General features: G+C 67.9%; 13 protein-coding genes. 2 read left to right on the forward strand and 11 right to left on the reverse strand.

All coding sequences use genetic code 11. From position 1 onward, the window contains the following. Window positions 1-12 precede the first annotated feature (12 nt). The gene (locus ABDC78_RS05165; RefSeq protein ID WP_178357821.1) at window positions 13-1941 is read left to right on the forward strand and encodes a sensor domain-containing diguanylate cyclase; all 1929 of its coding nucleotides are present in this window, start codon (window positions 13-15) and stop codon (window positions 1939-1941) included. Here ABDC78_RS05165 and ABDC78_RS05170 read toward each other — a convergent pair. From ABDC78_RS05170 to ABDC78_RS05190, 5 genes are all read right to left on the reverse strand, one after another. Beyond that, window positions 1870-2892, reverse strand: a complete 1023-nt coding sequence (locus ABDC78_RS05170; RefSeq protein ID WP_178357822.1) for an NAD(P)/FAD-dependent oxidoreductase — start codon at window positions 2890-2892, stop codon at window positions 1870-1872. The genes ABDC78_RS05165 and ABDC78_RS05170 overlap by 72 nt on opposite strands. Then, entirely contained in the window at window positions 2889-3392 is a 504-nt protein-coding gene (locus ABDC78_RS05175) for an isoprenylcysteine carboxyl methyltransferase family protein (RefSeq protein ID WP_178357844.1), read from the reverse strand. Before ABDC78_RS05175 ends, ABDC78_RS05170 begins: the two co-directional genes overlap by 4 nt. Window positions 3393-3394: 2 nt before the next feature. Further along, window positions 3395-4456, reverse strand: a complete 1062-nt coding sequence (locus ABDC78_RS05180; RefSeq protein ID WP_178357843.1) for a 3-oxoacyl-[acyl-carrier-protein] synthase III C-terminal domain-containing protein — start codon at window positions 4454-4456, stop codon at window positions 3395-3397. An 8-nt stretch (window positions 4457-4464) separates the two neighbouring features. Then, window positions 4465-6732, reverse strand: coding sequence for an MMPL family transporter (locus ABDC78_RS05185; protein ID WP_178357845.1), 2268 nt, complete (start codon window positions 6730-6732; stop codon window positions 4465-4467). Window positions 6733-6820: 88 nt separating this feature from the next. Next, a complete protein-coding gene (locus tag ABDC78_RS05190; protein ID WP_178357846.1) occupies window positions 6821-7549 on the reverse strand; it encodes a M15 family metallopeptidase in 729 nt (242 codons plus the stop codon). A 166-nt stretch (window positions 7550-7715) separates the two neighbouring features. Here ABDC78_RS05190 and ABDC78_RS05195 point away from each other — a divergent pair, with 166 nt between their 5' ends. Further along, a complete protein-coding gene (locus ABDC78_RS05195) occupies window positions 7716-7937 on the forward strand; it encodes a hypothetical protein (protein ID WP_178357823.1) in 222 nt (73 codons plus the stop codon). Window positions 7938-8026: 89 nt separating this feature from the next. Here the strand turns inward: ABDC78_RS05195 and ABDC78_RS05200 are convergent, their stop codons facing one another. The 6 genes from ABDC78_RS05200 to ABDC78_RS05225 form a co-directional block, all read right to left on the reverse strand. Further along, the gene (locus tag ABDC78_RS05200; protein WP_178357824.1) at window positions 8027-9079 is read right to left on the reverse strand and encodes a tartrate dehydrogenase; all 1053 of its coding nucleotides are present in this window, start codon (window positions 9077-9079) and stop codon (window positions 8027-8029) included. Continuing rightward, window positions 9076-10680, reverse strand: coding sequence for a DASS family sodium-coupled anion symporter (locus tag ABDC78_RS05205; protein WP_178357825.1), 1605 nt, complete (start codon window positions 10678-10680; stop codon window positions 9076-9078). The genes ABDC78_RS05200 and ABDC78_RS05205 overlap by 4 nt, the downstream gene beginning before the upstream one ends. Before the next feature lie 82 nt (window positions 10681-10762). Continuing rightward, on the reverse strand, window positions 10763-12100 hold the full coding sequence (locus tag ABDC78_RS05210; RefSeq protein ID WP_178357826.1) for an NAD(P)/FAD-dependent oxidoreductase: 1338 nt from the start codon (window positions 12098-12100) through the stop codon (window positions 10763-10765). A gap of 20 nt (window positions 12101-12120) precedes the next feature. Further along, entirely contained in the window at window positions 12121-14412 is a 2292-nt protein-coding gene (locus tag ABDC78_RS05215; RefSeq protein ID WP_178357827.1) for an aminomethyltransferase family protein, read from the reverse strand. Between the two features lie 16 nt (window positions 14413-14428). Further along, on the reverse strand, window positions 14429-14776 hold the full coding sequence (locus ABDC78_RS05220; RefSeq protein WP_256735935.1) for an ethanolamine utilization protein: 348 nt from the start codon (window positions 14774-14776) through the stop codon (window positions 14429-14431). Between the two features lie 236 nt (window positions 14777-15012). Further along, window positions 15013-17403 carry a lysylphosphatidylglycerol synthase transmembrane domain-containing protein gene (locus tag ABDC78_RS05225; protein WP_178357829.1) on the reverse strand — a complete coding sequence of 797 codons (2391 nt, stop codon included), beginning with the start codon at window positions 17401-17403 and terminating at the stop codon, window positions 15013-15015. Window positions 17404-17427: the final 24 nt, after the last annotated feature.

A 17427-nucleotide genomic window follows, 5' to 3' on the forward strand; every position in this document is an offset into this window, starting at 1 on the left:
TTGACTGGCTAGATGGTGAGGGGCGAACGACCCGAGCTGACCGGGGCCACCGGTCACTGGGGTCGGCTGCGCGCCCGCGTCGCCGCCGCCGACCTGCTGCCCCCGGTGTGGCAGCTCGTGGGGTGGACGCTTGCGGTGGCCGCCACGTCCTATCTGGTGCGCTACCTCGCTTCGGTCGACGGTCGCACGTTCACCGTCGTCTGGCTGGCGGCGGCACCGCAGCTGGTGGCGCTGCTGACCGCGCGGCGGCGGCACTGGCCCGCGCTGCTGGTGTCCTTCGCCGTTTTCCAGTACGGGCCGGCGTGGCTGGTGTTGGGGCAGCGGCCGGAGCTGGCCGCACTGTCCACGGTCACCGCGGTGGTGTTCGCGGCGTGGATGCTGCAGCCCGACCAGGACTGGGTGACGGGCCGCAGCGACTCGTTGCGCAGCTGGCGGCGGTTCGTCATCTACGGCGTGGCGATTGCGCCGGTGTTCGCCGGGCTCATCGGGGCGCTCAGTGTCGTCGTGCACGAGCAGGGTCCCGGTGATCTGCGATCGCTGGCCACCGTCGCGGCGATCTGGTATCTCGCCGAAGCGGTCGGCATCGCGTTCCTGGCGCCGGTGCTGCTGCGCTGGCGGCACCTGTGGCGTCGGCAATCGTGGCGCCATGTGGCGACATCGGTGGGCTTCTCCCTGCTGATGGTCGCGCTGTGTCTGGTGGCGGCCGCCGAGTCGAACTTCGCGCTGCTGTTCCTCGCCGGGGTGCCCACCCTGCTGGTCCTCATCGACGCCGGGATCGCGGCGGCCTTCGGGCAGATGGCCATCGGCGCGGTGATCATCCTGGGTTCCACGTTCGCCGGATACGGCCCGTTCACCGTCGGCACCGACGACCCCACGCAGGCGATGATGTATGCCCAGGTGTTCCTACTCGCCGGCTACGCGATGGTGGTGCTCGTGGCGGCGGCCCTGGAGGAGCGCAACCGGCTGACCGCGATGGACAACGCCAGCCATGAGGTCTACGACCTCGTGGCCGAGCTGACGGGGGACCTGGTCATCGTCGTCGACTCCCGCGGCGACGTGCTGCACCACGCGATCGCCGGACGGATCAACCTGGACCTGCCCAGCGGTCGGATCTCGCAGGCCGAGTGGCAGAGCCATGTGCACCCCGACGACCTCCACCTGGTGATGAACAGGTGGACCACCGGCCGGACCGAGGCCTCGCTGCCGTTCCGGGTGCGCGCGAAAGACGGATCGTGGCTGTGGTACGTCGTCCACAGTCGGCACGCCGCCAAGGGGCTCTCGGCGGCGATCCTGCGCGACGTCACCCTGGAACGGGCCGTGCAGGAATCGCTGACCGACATGGCGAACTCCGATCCGCTGACCGGGCTGGCGAATCGCCGCGGGCTGACGCAGCGGGGACGCGAGATCTGGTTGCGCGCGGTCCAACTCGAGCAACCGTTGACGGCGTTGTTCGTCGACGTCGACCACTTCAAGGCATTCAACGACCACTACGGGCATCAGGCCGGTGACCGGTGTCTGTGTGATGTCGCCGACGTCCTACTCCATCTCGCCGATCCGGACGGCTGCGTGGCAGCGCGCTACGGCGGCGAGGAATTCGCGATCCTGCTGGCAGGGTGTGACGATCCGGGCACGTTCGCGACCGGCCTGTCGTCGGCGATCCGCGCCCTGGCGATCCCGCATCCGCACTCGGAGTCCGGCGTCGTCACGATCAGCATCGGCGTGTGCACGGTCGACCCGCGCGAGGTCCGATACCGCGGTGTGGATCCCGATGCCGCGGTCGCCGAGTTGCTCGACTGTGCTGATCAGGCTCTCTACACGGCGAAAGCCGAAGGGCGGAATCGGATTTCGGTGGCATGCCGGGATGGCGCGTTAGTCGGCGAGCAGATTCACCACCCCGGTGAACAGCCGTGGGAGGCGGTCGGCGGCGGGCACGATCAGTGACCGCAGCGGCGACGTGCTCGCATGGAGCGTCGCGGCGGTCAGGAACCGGTAGCGCCGCGTTGCCCGGCGCCACTGCTGCTCGTAGTCGGCGGGACGATCGGTGGCCACGCAGTCGACCAGTAGCCGTGCCGCGGCGAACGCCAATCCCAGACCTTCACCGGTGAGGGCGTCGACGTAGCCCGCCGCGTCACCGACCAGCAACACCCGTCCGGCGACCCGACTGCGTGACTTCTGCCGCAGCGGTCCGGCCGCCCGGTCGGCTTCGTAGGTAAGGCCGTCGAGGCGCTCGCGCAGCGCGGGAAACGCGGCGAGGTGCTGCTCGAAACGGCCCTGCCGTGAGGTCAGGATCGCGATGCCCACGCAGTCGTCGGCCACCGGTGTCACGTACGCCTCCCCGGCCTCGGGCTGATCGGACCAGTGCACCTCGACGACGTCGCTCCACGGCGCGACGGCGAAGTGGCGTTTGAGGCCCCAGCGCCGGGTTCTGCCCACCGGCTGGTTCAGGCCGAGGCCGGCCCGGATCGGTGAGTGCAGGCCGTCGGCCGCGGCCAGGTAGCGGGCTCGGATCCCGTTGACCGTCACCGATCGTTCATCCTGGACGATCGCACCGATCCGGTCGTGCACCACCGATAGGCCGGCCGCCTCCGCCTCGCGCTGCAACGCCTCGTGCAGGGTCGTGCGCCGCACCCCCAACCCCGGACCCGAGCCGAACTGTGCTGTGACACAACGACGGCCATCGAGATAGGACACCCCACGGAACGTCCGTCCCGCGGGCCGGACGCCGAGCAGGTCGAGTTGGCGCACCGCGTGCGGCATCAGACCCTCACCGCACGCCTTGTCGATCGGACCGGTGCGCTGCTCGATCACCGTCACCTGCAGGCCCGCGTGGGCCGCAAGGATCGCGGTGGCCAACCCCGCGGGTCCACCGCCTGCGACGGCCAGATCGATCATGTCAGCGACTCGAGGGCCTCGTCCTCCACCGAGATCCGCACCCACAGCAGCACAGCATTGAGCACCGTGAACACCGTTGCGGTGATCCACGCGCTGTGCACCAACGGCAGCGCGACGCCCTCGAGGACGACGGCGACGTAGTTGGGGTGCGAGAGGAACCGGTACGGGCCGCCTGTGATTCGCCCGGCGTCCGGGACGACCATGACGCGGGTGTTCCACTGCCGGCCGAGTGTGGTGATGCACCACCACCGCAATCCCTGGGCGGCGATCACGACGGCGAACATCGACCAACCCAACGTCGGGATGAACTCGCGGTGCGCCGCCTCGACCAGGCAGCCCACCAGCAAGCCGGTGTGCAGCAGCACCATCACCGGGTAGTGGCCGGCGCCGAACTCGACGCCACCATGGGCCCTGCTCCACTTCAGATTCCGTTGGGAGACCACGAGTTCGGCGATCCGCTCGACCCCGACGGCGGCGATCAGCACGGTGTAGGCGAGCATGCTCAACGCCACTGCAGCAGCACGAGTTCGGAGCAGAAGCCGGGTCCCATCGCCATCAGCAGCCCCGGAGATCCGGGCGTCGGCTTCTTGGCGCGGGTGTCGCGCAGCACGTGCAGCACCGACGACGACGACAGGTTGCCCACCTCGGCCAGCGAACGCCACGTCAACTCCAGCGCGTCGTCGGCGAGACCGAGTGCGGCGGTGATCGCCTCGATCACCTTGGGGCCGCCCGGGTGGGACACCCATGCGTCGATGTCGGGGACGGTGAGGTCGTGCCCGCCGAGGAAGCCTGCCATGTCGTCGGCGAGGTAGCGGTCGATGAGCTCGGGCAGGTTCGGCGACAGGATCAGCTGGAAACCGTTGCGCCCGACCTTCCATCCCATGGTGTCCAGCGAGTCCGGGTACATCCGGCTGCGCGAGTCGAGCACTGCGGGTCCGGTCGCGTTGATCTCGCCGGCGCGGGCCTCACCTGCGGCGATCACCGCGGCGGCACCGTCACCGAACAGGGCGCTGCCGACGAGGCTGGCCATCGTCGGTTCGGCGGCCGGGTAGGTCAGCGAACACAACTCCACCGACACCAGCGCGGCGACGTGGTCGGGGGCGCCGCGCAGGTAGTCGTGCATGCGGGCGATGCCGGCCGCACCCGCTACGCAGCCCAGCCCGAACAGCGGCACCCGGCGCACGTCAGGTCGAAGACCCAGCCGGTTGGCGATGCGTGCGTCCAGCGACGGCACCGCCACGCCGGTGACCGTCGTCGTCATGATCATGTCGAGATCGTCGGGGCGCAGACCTGCTTCGTCGAGCGCAGCGGTCAGCGCTTCGCAGGCCAGATCCAGGGCGTGCTCGAGGTAGATGTCGTTGGCGTCGCCGAAGTCGGTCAGCGACGGATAACGCTCCAGCGGGAGCACGAAGTGGCGGCTGTTGACCTTCGCATGGTCGTGAAGCCCGCGGACGACGTCGCCGAGACCGGCGAACGCCGGGACGGCGAGGAAGGCCTCGGTGATCTCGTGCTGGCTGTAGCGGTGGGGCGGCAGCGCCCCCTGCACACCGGCGATGACGCTGATGGGATCGGTCATGTGGTCACCTGCTCTGTCTGACTGACGCTGCGGGGGAGGGTCCTCGGCGCTTCGCTGAAGCCGAGGCGGTTGTGGACACGGGTGAGCCAGCGCGGCGCCCACCAGTTCGATCCACCCATCAGGTGCATGAACGCGGGAACGAGCACCATCCGGATCAGGGTGGCGTCGACGAGCACCGCCAACGTCAGACCGAGGCCGAACATCCGCATGAACGACACGTTGGCGGCGATCAGCGCGGCGAACGAGATGGACATGATCAGCGCGGCGGCGGTGATGATGCGTCCGGTGTAGGCGATGCCGAGCGCCACCGATTCGTCGGACTGTCCTGTCTCCAGCCAGAACTCGCGGATACGCGCGACGAGGAACACCTCGTAGTCCATCGACAACCCGAACGCGATGCAGAACAGCAGCACGGGCATGTTGGCGACGAGTGTGCCGGTCGGTGTGGTCCCGAGCCCTGCCAGGTGGCCGTCCTGGAAGATCCACACCAGGGCGCCGAACGCGGCGGTGAGCGACAGCATGTTGAGCACCAACGCTTTCAGCGGCACCACGACGCTGCCGGAGAGCAGGAACAGCAGGGCGAACATGATGACGGCGATGACGCCGAGCACCAGTGGCAGCGTGGAGGTGATCGCTGCGACGCTGTCACGGTTGATCTGGGCGGTGCCGGTCATCTCGACGGTGCGTCCGCCGGGTCCGGCGACATCGTGCAGTCGGTCGAGTTGTGTCTCGGAGGCGTCGGAGAACAGGGGTGCACTGCTCGCGACGGTGAGGAACGCGCTGCCCTGGTTCTGACCCGCGGGCGCGGACGGCGGGCCGGCCCGGACACCGTCGACGAACGTTCCGGTGGGCGCGGACACCGCGAGGACATCGGGCACGCGGGAGAGTTCGGCGGCATACCCCGAAAGGTCGGCCGGTGTGAGACCGTCGGCGTCAGGAATGACGATCGGCACGGCGGTGTCAGTGTTTCCGGCGGTCCCCGCGAAGTCGCGGCGAAGGTCGTCGCCGACCTGATGCGCCGACGCCGACGGCGGCAGCACCCGGTCGTCGGGGAACCCCCACCGCACGCCGAGGAACGGCGCACCGAGCACCAGCAGCAGCACGACGACGGCCATGCCGAGCGGAAGTGCGCGCCGCATCACGGCTTTGGCGCAGCGGTACCAGAAACGCCGCTCGACCGGGACCGGACCGGGGTCGGGCCGGCGCAGGATCCTGCGGGTCAGCCGTCGGACGTCGAGGGAGTCGAGGCGGGTGCCGAGCACCACTATCGCTGCGGGCGTCACGATCACCGCGGCGGCTGCGGCGAAGCCGACGGTGGCCACCCCGGCGTAGGCGAACGATTTGAGGAAGTGCATCGGGAACAGCACCATCGCCGCCATGGACAGCGCCACCGTGGTGGCCGAGAAGATGACGGTGCGTCCGGCGGTGACCATGGTCCGCGTGAGGGCGGCGGTCGGGTCGGATCCGGTGGCCAGCTCATCGCGATAGCGGCTCAGGATCAGCAGCGTGTAGTCGATGGCCAGGGCCAGCCCCATGGCGGTGGCCAGGTTCAGCGCGAAGATCGACACGTCGGTGGCGTACGTGACCAGCCTCAGCACGGCCAGCGCGCCGATGATCGCCATGCCGCCGATCGCCACCGGGAGCGCGGCGGCGAGCAGGCCGCCGAACACCCAGACGAGCACCAGAAAGCTCAGCGGTATCGCCAGCGACTCCATGAGCAGCAGGTCGCGTTGGGACTGCTCGGTGATCTGCACGTTGACCATCGCGGTGCCGCCGGTACGGACCGTCACTCCGTTGACGTCGCTGTCGTCTCGGGTGACCCGCTCGGAGATCTCCTTGGCCGTGATCTGCTGCTGGGCTTCGCTGCCGTTGATGCCGGCGACGATGAGCCCGGAGGTGCGATCCCTGCCGACGAGGTCCGCCGCGGCCGCAGGCGGGGACGTCCATGCCGACGAGACGGCCGCGACGTTCGGATCGTCGGCCAGCTCGGCGACGATGGCGGTTCCAGCCGCCCGCGCCCGGGGACTGTCGACGCCCTCGGGTGAGGAGACGACAATCACCATCTGCACATCACCCTGACCGAACTTCTCAGTGAGAACTATAGCCGCGCGGGCGGATTCGGAGCCCGGGTCCTGAAACCCGCTGGGGGAGAGATCCTTGGCGACGGGCAGCCCGAAAACTCCCAGGGCAACCGTCAACAGCGCCGCGGCGACGAGGATGCGACGGGGCGCGGCGAAGGCCAACAGAGCGACTCGGTGAAGCAGCGCAGTCTCCAGTCCGGGAGTGGGGCGACTCACCGTACGACACGAGATGCCTTCCGCGGGGGCTCACCTCTGCGAGGTCACGGACCGGTTATCGGCGTTCGAAATGCTGGTAGTCCAGCGGTGTGCGCCAGTGCCCGCCCCAGCGCCAGCCGCGGTCGGTGAAGGCGCGCACGGCCGGGTCGCCGTCGTTCAGCGTCCCGGGATCGGTGCGGCTGCGGTCGACCCACGGCCCGGCGTTGGCCGGCTGGAAATCGCCCCGGCGATCGACGTACGGGTTGAGCCTGGGGTTGATGTCGACGGCCCGGCCGTAGGCGTGCAGCGACCAGTTGCCGGTGCCCGGGATGTCGCGGCAGTTGAACGCCGAGGTGTTGTTGTCCCGCATCGACAGCTCGTCGTCGGCGTCGGGGTAGTGGTCGGCGGTGCGCATCCGCTCGATGGGAAAGCGCAACTCGAAGAGCTGCTGGAAAACGTCGATGACCTCGGCGGTCAGGTCCTGGTGCACCACGAGTCGGCCGCGGTGGGGCCGGTCGTCGAAGCCCCAGTAGTCGAGGTCGACGCGCCGTAACGACTCCGGCGCCAACGGGCATCCGGGACGCCATGTCGTGGCGAGCTCGGCGACGGTGACCGGGTGCACCGAGGCCGGCTGCGGCTGCGGTGGCCGCGGTGGTGGAGGCACACGGGAGAACGTCTCGGGTGACAGTGGCGGCACCGGAGACGTCGCCGCCGTGGGTGTCGAGGTCGCCACAGGCGGCGCCGGGGCCGGGGCGCACTGCACCAGCACCGCCGTCACTGCCGTCAGCGCGGCCAGCCTCGTGATCGTCACCGGAAACCACGTTACCGGCGTCCCGATTGCGATTAGTGGGCCTAATCACTTCTGTTAGTGGAGCTTTCGAACTTCCTCGCAGGTCACAACCTTGGCGTCAATGGTGTGATGCAGACCATTGTGACGTTATATTGTGTGCGCAGTCACAGAGAGGACGGTCATGGTCGGAGTGAGCGAGGGCGGATTCGTCCCGCACGAAGTCGAACCACAACGTGCCGTGCGCGCGTCCGAAACGGTCAACTGGGCGCTCGCCATCCTGATGATGGCCATCCTGGTCGCCGCGGTGGCCGGTGTGGTGGTCGCGCTGTCCAGTGGTATGCCGAACGTCGCGTTGATGATCGCGTTGGTCACCGGCGCGGTGTTCGCCGGCGTCGCCTGCTGACGTTTCTTCGCTCGCGAACGTGCGTTCCCTGTCGTTGGTCGAGGGTTGTAACGACAAGGAACGCACGTTCGGCGTGCCCGGCCGTGGCCTCAGCGCAACCGGGCGACCAGCGCGCTGGTGACCTGCTCAGTGGATGCGGTACCGCCGAGGTCGCGGGTGCGGGTCTCCGGCTCGGCAAGGGTCGATTCCATCGCCGCGATCACGTCGTCGGCGGCGGCCGCATGACCGAGGTGCGACAGCATCAACGCCGCTGACCACACCGCGCCGACGGGATTGGCGATCCCCTGACCCGCGATGTCCGGCGCCGAACCGTGAACCGGTTCGAACATCGACGGGTTCTGTTTGCTCGGGTCGAGGTTGGCCGACGGGGCGATTCCGATGGATCCTGCGACCGCGGCCGCGAGATCGGACAGGATGTCGCCGAACAGGTTCGATCCGACCACGACGTCGAACCGCTCCGGGTGCAGGACGAACTTCGCGGCCAGCGCGTCGATGTGCTCACTGGCCAACTCCACATCCGGGAACCGCGCCGCACGCTCGGCAACGACCTCGTCCCAGAACGGCAACGTGTGCACGATGCCGTTGGACTTGGTCGCCGACGTGACGTGACCCCGCCGCGTTCTGGCCAATTCGAGGGCATAGTCGGCGATCCGGCTCACCCCGACGCGAGTGAACACCGATTCCTGCACGGCGATCTCATCGGGCAGGCCACGATTGAGACGGCCGCCGATCTCGCTGTACTCGCCCTCGACGTTCTCCCGGACGACCACGAAGTCGATGTCGGCGTCCGTGCGCAGGGGTCCCGCCACGCCGGGGAACAGCCGGATCGGGCGCAGGTTGACGTACTGGCGGAACTCCCTGCGGATCGGGATCAGCAGCCCCCACAGCGACACGTGGTCGGGGACGCCGGGCCAGCCGACCGCGCCCAGCAGGATCGCGTCGAACCCGCGCAGCGTGTCCAGTCCATCGTCGGGCATCATCGCACCGACCTCGGCGTAACGCTGGCACGACCAGTCGAATTCGGTGTATTGCAAGTCGATTTCGTGTTTGGCCGCCACGGCGTCGAGCACGGTGCGCGCTGCGGCGGTCACGTCGGTGCCGATACCGTCACCGGGGATGACGGCGATCTTCTGCCCGCTCACGTGCCAAGACCCATCAGCCCGATCAGGATCGGCAACAGCAGGATGATCAGGAAGGCGCCGAGGATGTCGAAGGAGATCCCCGATCGGATCATCGTCGTGATTCGGACCACCCCCGAACCGTAGACGATCGCGTTCTGCGGTGTGGACACCGGGAGCATGAACCCGAACGACGCCGCGAACGTCGCCGCGAGCGCGGGCACGAACGGATTGATGCCGGCGGCCACCGCCACCGGAATGATGATCGGCACGACGACGGCTGCCGAAGCGGTGTTGCTGGTGGTCTCGGACACGATGATCGCCAACAACACGGCGAAGATCGTGATCGCGATCGTGCTCGTGAGGCCCAGGGCGTCGTCGACCGAGGTGCCGATCGTCTCGGCCAGCCCGGTCTCGGCGATCAGCGAGCCGAAGATGATGCCGGAACCGAAGAGAACGATTGTGCCCCAATCGATCTTGGCGGCTTCACTCCAGCGCAGCGTGAACTCCCGGTTCTGCCAGTCGGTGGGCAGGAGGAACAGCAGAGCCGCGCCGAACACCGCCACCATGCCCTCGTCGAGCCGGTCGCTGACCGCGATGTAGACCTCGGACTCGTTGCCGAGGAACAGGGCCACGATGCCGGGCACGATCCACAGCGTCACGGTGACCCCGAACGCGATCAGAGTGTTCTTCTCGGCCCGGCTCAGCGGACCCATCTCCTCGCGCTCGCGGGCGACGTAGTCGGACACCCCGTCGATGCGTTTGATCTCGGGCTTGTTGAGCCGCAACAGGATGAATGCCAGCGCGAGGAACATGGCCAGGCAGATCGGGGCGGCCATCACGATCCACTGGCCGAAGCTGATCCGCTCCCCGGTGGCCTCCTCGATGAGGCCGCGGCCGATGAGGTTCGGCGGGCTGCCCACCGGGGTCAACAAGCCGCCTACACTGGCGCCGTAGGCGAGCATCAACATCAGCGCCGAGCCGACACGCAACCGCAGCGGATCGAAGTCGGGTTCGACCATGTCGCGCTTCTGCAGCAGCTTGGCGATCACCGCGAGGATTCCCAGCGCCGTGGGGAGCAGCATCGCCACGGTGGCGGTGTTGGAGACGAACGCCGACAGCAGGCAGGTGATCGCGCCGAAGGCCAGGATCACACCGGTGGTCGACCCGCCCGCCCGCGGCAGCGCCAGGATGCGGAACGCGAACCGCCGGGCGACGCCGTGTTTGAGCATCGCCTGGGCCAGGATGAACGCACCGATGAAGGTGAACACCGTCGACGATCCGAACGGGCCGAGGACGTCGTCGACGGGCGCGACGCCCAGGAACACGGCGACCGCAACCCCGAGCAGCCCACCGATGGGGATGGGCACCGCTTCGCTGATCCACAGCACGATGACGCCCAGCAGCACCGCGGCCAGCACCTGCTGATTGCGGGGGATGTCGATCGGGCTGACCAGGAAGGCCACCGTGACCAGCGGAGCCAGGAACAGCCCGACGGTCCTGCGGCCCTTCTCGAAGCGTTCCTCCGACGGCGAGAGCTTCTGTTCGCCGAGGCTGCGGTAGGTCGCGCTGCCGATCAACGCCTTGTCGACGTCGGTGCGCGCCGGCTGATTCTCAGTGGTCATCGCGGGCCCCTTGGAGTGGCAGGTGTGTGCTGCCTCACACCTATGCCCTGTCGGGACCCCGGGTTAAACCCATAGGCGCGGGTTATCTCCGCAGGAAGCGCGCCGAACTGTCGTCGAGTTCGTCCCACCAGGTGGTGTGCGGTGTCGGCCCGACGGTGCCCGTGCACGGTGAGGCGAAGCTGCGGTCGCGGTAGCCGGTGATGCTGGCGTCCTTGTCGTGCTCCCAGTCCTCGAAGTGTTTCCGGACGAGGTCGATGTCGAAGTCCGGATAGTCCGTCATCGCCATCAGATCGCGTACGTAGTCGGTCTGGAAGTCGATCTGCCCCATGACATCAGCCACCTCGGCGTATCTCGCCCGCCAGTCGGCGATGTCGGCGTCCATCACCTCGGCGGTGGGCACGTCCACCAAACCCAGCGCGACGTCGCGAGCCAGGAACGCCTGGGCGTCGAACATGTTGAACGTGTAGTACTGATCCTGCATGCCCAGGTACATCAGCTTCGGGTTGGCGGTCCAGACCACGCCCTTGTAAAGGCATTCGGGATAGAGGTTGTTGGTCGTCGACAGCCTCAACTCGGGGGTGATGAACGGGAAGTGATGCTGGTAGCCGGTGCACATGATGATGGCGTCGACCTCGCGGGTGCTGCCGTCGGCAAAATGGGCGGTCCGGCCCTCGAGGTGCTGCAGCGCAGGCACTTCGGAGATCCCGTCGGGCCAGCCGAATCCCATCGGCGTGTTGCGGTAGGCGATGGTGATCGACCCGGCACCGTACTTCAGCGACTGCAGTGCGATGTCCTCCGCTGAGTAGCTGCTACCGAGGATCAGCAGATCCCTGCCCGCGAACTCCACAGCGTCCCGGAAATCGTGCGAATGCAGGATGCGACCCGGAAACGATTCGAAACCAGGATATTCCGGCACATTCGGGGTGGAGAAGTGCCCGGTCGCGACGATGACATGGTCGAACGTCTCGGTGCGCAGCGCGCTGCGGCCGGACTGCCAGGACTCCACGGTGACGGCGAACGCGTCATCGTCGAACACCACATCGCGCACCGCGGTGTCGAACTCGACGAACTGGCGCACATTGCTCTTCTTGGCGCGTCCGACGATGTAGTCGAACAGCACCTCACGCGGCGGGAAAGACGGGATCGGACCGCCGAAATGCTCGTCGAAGGAGTAGTCGGAGAACTCCAGACACTCCTTGGGTCCGTTCGACCACAGGTAGCGGTACATGCTGCCGTGTACCGGATCGCCATGAGGATCCAGGCCCGTACGCCACGTGTAGTTCCACAACCCGCCCCAGTCGCTCTGCTTCTCGAAACACACCACCTCGCCGACGTCGACGCCGTCGAGGCGCGACTGTTCGAACGCGTGCAGTGCCGCCAGGCCGCAGGGTCCTGCGCCGATGATCGCCGTGCGAGGCATGGGATTCCTCCTTGGTGCGCTCACGCGCGGGGACGGGACTTGTCGGGGTCGTAGAACGGAAAGGTGCTGACGGTGGCGGGTATTCGCTTGCGGTGGCCGTCGAGCTTGCCGACCTCGACCTGGGTGCCGGGCTCGGTGTACTGAACTGCGATCCGGCACAACGCGATACTCGTGCTCAGGATGGGGGACCGGACACCGCTGGTGATGACGCCGACCTGGGAGCGGCCGATGTGCACACAGTCGCCGTGCTCGGCTACCTCGTTGCCGTCGAGGCGAAGTCCGACCAGTGCGCGCTGCGGATGGGCCTTCCGTTCGATCAGCGCCTCCCGGCCGACGAAGTCGTCGGCCTTGGTCTTCAACGGGACGGTGAACCCGATGCCGGCCTCGAAAGGGTCTATCTGGTCGTCGAACTCATGGCCTGCGGCGACCAGGCCGGACTCGACCCGCAACAATTCCAGTGCATCCAGACCGAGCGGTGCCAGGCCATGCGGTGCGCCGGCGTTCCACACCCGGTCCCACAGCGTCTCGGCGTCGTCGGGGTGGACCCACAGTTCGTAGCCGAGTTCGCCGGAGTACCCGGTACGCGATACGAGTAGCGGCACTCCTTCGGGACCTCCGAGGCGCCCGATCAGGAAGCGGAACCAGCCCAGATCCCGCAGCGCCGGTTGGCCCGGTGGACTCCACACCAGGTCGGCGAGCAGGTCTCGACTCGCCGGACCCTGGACGGCGATGTTGTGCATCTGATCGGAGGAGTCCTTGATCCAGACCTGCTTGAGGCCGAGCCTGTCCGCCTGGGTGCGCAGCCAGACGCCGTCGTACGGATCGCCACCGATGAACCGGAAGTTGTTGTCACCCAGACGAAGCACGGTGCAGTCGTCGACGACACCGCCGGCTTCGGTGCACATCGCCGAATACACGACCTGACCGCGGGCCAACCGACGGATGTTGCGGGTGAGCGTCGCCTGCAGCAGCGCTTCGGCATCGGGGCCGAGCACCTCGAACTTGCGCAGCGCGGACAGATCCATCACGGCGACCCGCTCGCGGCAGGCCCAGTACTCCTGGTGCGCGCCGAAGTTGTCGAAGCCGGTGGGCAGCCAGTAGCCGCGGTACTCGGTGAATTGTGCTGTCAGCTTCTCGGTTCGGGCCGCAAACGCGGTCGGCTTGGTCAACACCGGCTCCGATTCCGGCGTGAGCCGATGTCCCACCGCAACAGAGAACCTCCTGGTCGAGTCGTAGACACGGACGTGGATGTCGGTGGGCAGCCAGCCGTTGGCCGGATCGATGTCGTCGGGGCATGCCGACGATGCGCAGACCAGGTCTGTGGACGCGCGGAACAACACGTAGTCGCCGGCACGTGACCACGGTTCGTCGGAGATCAACTGATGCTGCGCGTCGAAGGCGGTGTTGTAGAACAGGTTCAGGGCCGGCCATCCCTGGCGGGCGGCGATGCCGAACCCGTCGAGGGCGACGTTGAAGTTGTCGGTGCAGTTGACGTGGCCCGGGTAACCCTGGTCGGCGTAGTACTTGGCGGTGCACGCCAGCGCAAACGTGTCATGGCGACCCACCGTGTCGCGAACCACCTCGACGAGGGGGCGCGCGCGACGGTCGAAGAACTTCCCGAACAGTCCCGGTTGCGGGTAGGCGCCGCCGCCGATGGTCCGGGTGGTGGTGGCGTCCAACCCGAACTCGGAGCCGTCACCGAGGGCGCGGGCGTCGAAGGCCAGGAAGTCCGAACACTGCCGGCCCGCCACATCGATGATCTGGATGAACTGGCCGGCACGCACTTCATACGACGATGCGGTCGAGGCGTCGATGTGCATGTCCCACAGTGGTTCCGCCAATGGCGCGGGTAGCTCCTGCGGTTCGGGCCGAGTCGGATCGGCGCGACGGACCTCGACGACCACCTCCGAGGGCGGGTTCGGGTCGGCTTGCGCCAGGCGCATCGGCGATGCCGGCGCGGCGATGAGGACGACGGCGTCGTCGTCGACGGGGAAGCCGACGCGGGTGCCCGCCGCCGAGTCCGTGTCGAAGAGTCGGGTGGCCACGGCGTCGTGCTGCTCCACCCGATGTCGGGACAGCAGCGTCAGGATGCGACCGGCGGCGTAGCCGTTTTCGTCGGGGCCGGCGACCAGATGCCGCAGCACGGTCGCCGCCGCGTCGGGTTGTGCGCCGGCGACAGCGCGGGGGTCGGAGGCGAGCACGGTCAGTTCAGCGGGCTGGCGGCCGTGGTGGTCGATGATCTCGAGTCGATCACCACCGAAGACCCGGACCGCGGTGACCGATCCCGGAGCGACTCGGAATCGCTCGATCATGCTGTCGTGCAGAAGATCACGGTGCGAACGACCGGTAGCCGACGTAGAACGCCAGTGCCCGGTCCGGGGTGGAGAACAGGATGCGAGAACCCTTCGGGAAGAAGATGGCGTCCTTCGCCTTGGCGATCTGCACCTGGCCGGTGTCCGCGTTCTCCAGGCGGAACTCGCCTTCGAGCACGATCTTCATCTCGTCGTAGTCGTAGTAGTAGTCCAGAGGGGCGTCGGTGTTGCGGAGTTCGAAGTAGCCCGAACACATCGGCACCCCGTTGGGGTTGGCGTAGACGTCGTCGATGAAGCCCTCGGTGCCCGGGTACTGCTCCAACGGCATCTGCGGCAGGGTCTGCCAGAAACCGGATGTCACCAGGAATGTCGGAGCTTCGGTGCTTGTCGTGACGCCTCCAGCGTGATCTCTCGTATGAAACAAAGTCTGATACGAGGAAACCACGGGCTGGTTTCCGGGAGATTACTCTCCGTAGCCACCAGGTATCGCTTGGCGCCTGCGGCGCCGGACACCGTTGACTGGCCGCGGAATAGCGTTCCGGGTTGCGATCGGGGCCTCGATCACTGCCCGGAATGCTATTCCGCGGCAGAAGCGGGGCGCTAGATCATGTCGTTGCGGGTGAGCCACCGCATGATCGGCCAGCCGATGAACACCGGCAGCCAGCAGGTCAGGATCCGGTACAGCAGCACCGACGGCACCGCGATCGCCGCGGGCACGCCGAACGCGGCGAGGCCGCCGATCAGCGCGGCCTCCACGGCGCCGACACCACCGGGTGTGGGCGCGGCCGCGGCGAGCGTGCCGCCCACCATCGTCACGATCGTGACGGTGACGAAGCTGACGTCGCCGCCGAATGCTTCGATGCTCGCCCACAGTGCCAGTGCGGCCCCGAGAGTGGTTGCCGCACAACCGAGTACGATCACCGCCAGCCGCTTGGGCTCGCGGGCCAGCTCGCCGAGGTCGTCGAGGACCTCCTTGAGGCGTGGTCGCACCGCGGTGGCCAGCCAGTGACGCAGCTTCGGCACGAACAGGAACACTCCGACGACCCCGAGTGCGGCACCGGCGATCAGGTACAGCACGGTGGCGCTCGGCACGAAGCGTGACAGGTCCGCCGACACCCCGACCGCGGCGCTGAAGAAGATCAGCAGGGTGAGATGGGTGATGACCTGCACCGACTGCTGAAGAGCCACAGCGGTGGTGGCGCGCAGCGCGCCCAGTCCGCCCTTCTGCAGGAACCTCGTGCTCAGTGCCAGGCCACCGACCCCGGCGGGTGTGGTCGTCGCGGCGAACGTGTTCGCCACCTGCATGATGGCCAGGTTGCGGAACTTCACCAATCCGTCCGCACACGCCCACAGCGCGGCGCCCGCACCGAGGTACTTCAGCGCCGACACCGCCAACCCGGCCAGCGCCCACCACCAGTTCGCCGAGCGTAACTCGGAGAAGAACACCGGCACCGAGGCGATGAACGGATACGCGACATACACCAACGCGACCAGCAGCACGATCTGGATCAGCTGGCCGCGGGTGAACCGGGTGATGGTCTCGGCCTTGATCTGATCGGCCCCGGTCTGCCGTTTCACCTCGTCGCGGGCGGTGGACAGCGCGGTGCCCGCGTCGCGCACCGACACCCAGACCCGGCTCGGGACAGCTGATTTGGTGAGGCGACGCGATGCCGCCAGCACGGTCTCGTTGCCGAAGACGGTGATCGCCGCGCGCACCGCCGGTTCGGCTCCGTAGAGGTCGGTCGTGGTCAGCAGCAGCTGGGCGATGTCGCTGTGCAGATGAGCGTCCGAGGCGCCGTACTCGGCGTAGGTGAAGCCGCCGAACATCGGGGTGCCCTCGACGACCGTGATCTCCTTGCTGCGCAGGTCACCGTGGGAGATCTGCTGGCTGTGGAGGATTCCGAGGGAATCCCAGACCCGCGTCACGGGTGTCTCGTCCACGCAGTCGTCGATCGGGGTACCCCGGGGCGGTCGATGGCCGTAGACGGTCCAGCCGCGGTCCAGCGTGGCCACCGCGATCGGCGAGGTGTTGGCCAGCCCGAGGTCCCCGACGGCGACGGCCATCAGCGCGCGGTGTTCGACGGCGCGGCGCATCGAGGTCTGCAGGGGTGCGGTCTCACTGTCGCGTAGCCGGAGCTTGCCCCAGAACTGGCGCAGCGCACCGCCGCCGCGTTGATGGGGTCCGTACAGTTCGACGAGCGCGACGCAGGCTTCGGCAGCGTCGGATTCCCTGCCGTCGGTGGCGGTGAGCACCAGCGGCCCGCGCCCGGCCGGCCGGACGACCTTCAGCTCCGACACCCGGAACCCGCGTCGTGTCATGGCCCGCACCGCGCCGTCCAGCGGCACCTCCAGCGCCGGCGTGCCGACGACGAGGACCACCAGCGCGCCGACGAACCAGCCCACCGCGAGCCCGAGCAGTGACCGGGCCGGCACGACCGCGCTGACCACCAGATGAATCGGGACGAAGGCCAGCAGCAACGCCCACCACCAGCGCCGCCAGCGAGCCGGCAGCCACGGGCCCGACACCGTCAACACCGCCGCGAGCATCGCGATCCACCGCGGATCGTCGAGGAACTGCGAGAGCAGCCCGTCGAGGCGGTCGGTCAGGTCGAAGTGCCATTGCGGCGCGGCGATGCCGTTGCCGGTGATCGACAGCGACAGGATGGCGATGATCCCGGCCGCAGCGTAGGCGCCCAGCAGCTTCCATTGGCGCGCGACGATCAGCCCGATGAGAATCATGAACGGCAGCGCCAGGATCGCCACGCCGTAGACGAGGTAGACGGCGTTGGACTGCGTGGGGCTGAGCACGCCGACCAGATCGGACAGCGATTTCTCCAGCGCCTCCCACTCGTAGCGGGTGATCAGCGAACTGGTGATGACGACGACCAGGAAGGCCGTGGCCAGCATCAACCGGACGATGTCGTTGGTTCGCCGCGTCAACGGTTGGAGCAGGCTTCCTGAGACAGCGATGTCCCGCCCGTCAACTCGCATATGGCAACGATCTCTCGGATTGGC

It is taken from the genome of Mycobacterium sp. DL, assembly GCF_039729195.1.
In the GTDB taxonomy this organism is placed as follows: Bacteria; Actinomycetota; Actinomycetes; order Mycobacteriales; family Mycobacteriaceae; genus Mycobacterium; species Mycobacterium hippocampi_A.

What these genes read in the sequence shown, in the direction of transcription:
- ABDC78_RS05215 (WP_178357827.1), bottom strand. Translation starts at nt 14,412, where the DNA reads ATGATCGAGCGATTCCGAGTCGCTCCGGGATCGGTCACCGCGGTCCGG.
- ABDC78_RS05195 (WP_178357823.1), top strand. Translation starts at nt 7,716, where the DNA reads ATGGTCGGAGTGAGCGAGGGCGGATTCGTCCCGCACGAAGTCGAACCA.
- ABDC78_RS05170 (WP_178357822.1), bottom strand. Translation starts at nt 2,892, where the DNA reads ATGATCGATCTGGCCGTCGCAGGCGGTGGACCCGCGGGGTTGGCCACC.
- ABDC78_RS05210 (WP_178357826.1), bottom strand. Translation starts at nt 12,100, where the DNA reads ATGCCTCGCACGGCGATCATCGGCGCAGGACCCTGCGGCCTGGCGGCA.
- ABDC78_RS05165 (WP_178357821.1), top strand. Translation starts at nt 13, where the DNA reads ATGGTGAGGGGCGAACGACCCGAGCTGACCGGGGCCACCGGTCACTGG.
- ABDC78_RS05205 (WP_178357825.1), bottom strand. Translation starts at nt 10,680, where the DNA reads ATGACCACTGAGAATCAGCCGGCGCGCACCGACGTCGACAAGGCGTTG.
- ABDC78_RS05175 (WP_178357844.1), bottom strand. Translation starts at nt 3,392, where the DNA reads ATGCTCGCCTACACCGTGCTGATCGCCGCCGTCGGGGTCGAGCGGATC.
- ABDC78_RS05225 (WP_178357829.1), bottom strand. Translation starts at nt 17,403, where the DNA reads ATGCGAGTTGACGGGCGGGACATCGCTGTCTCAGGAAGCCTGCTCCAA.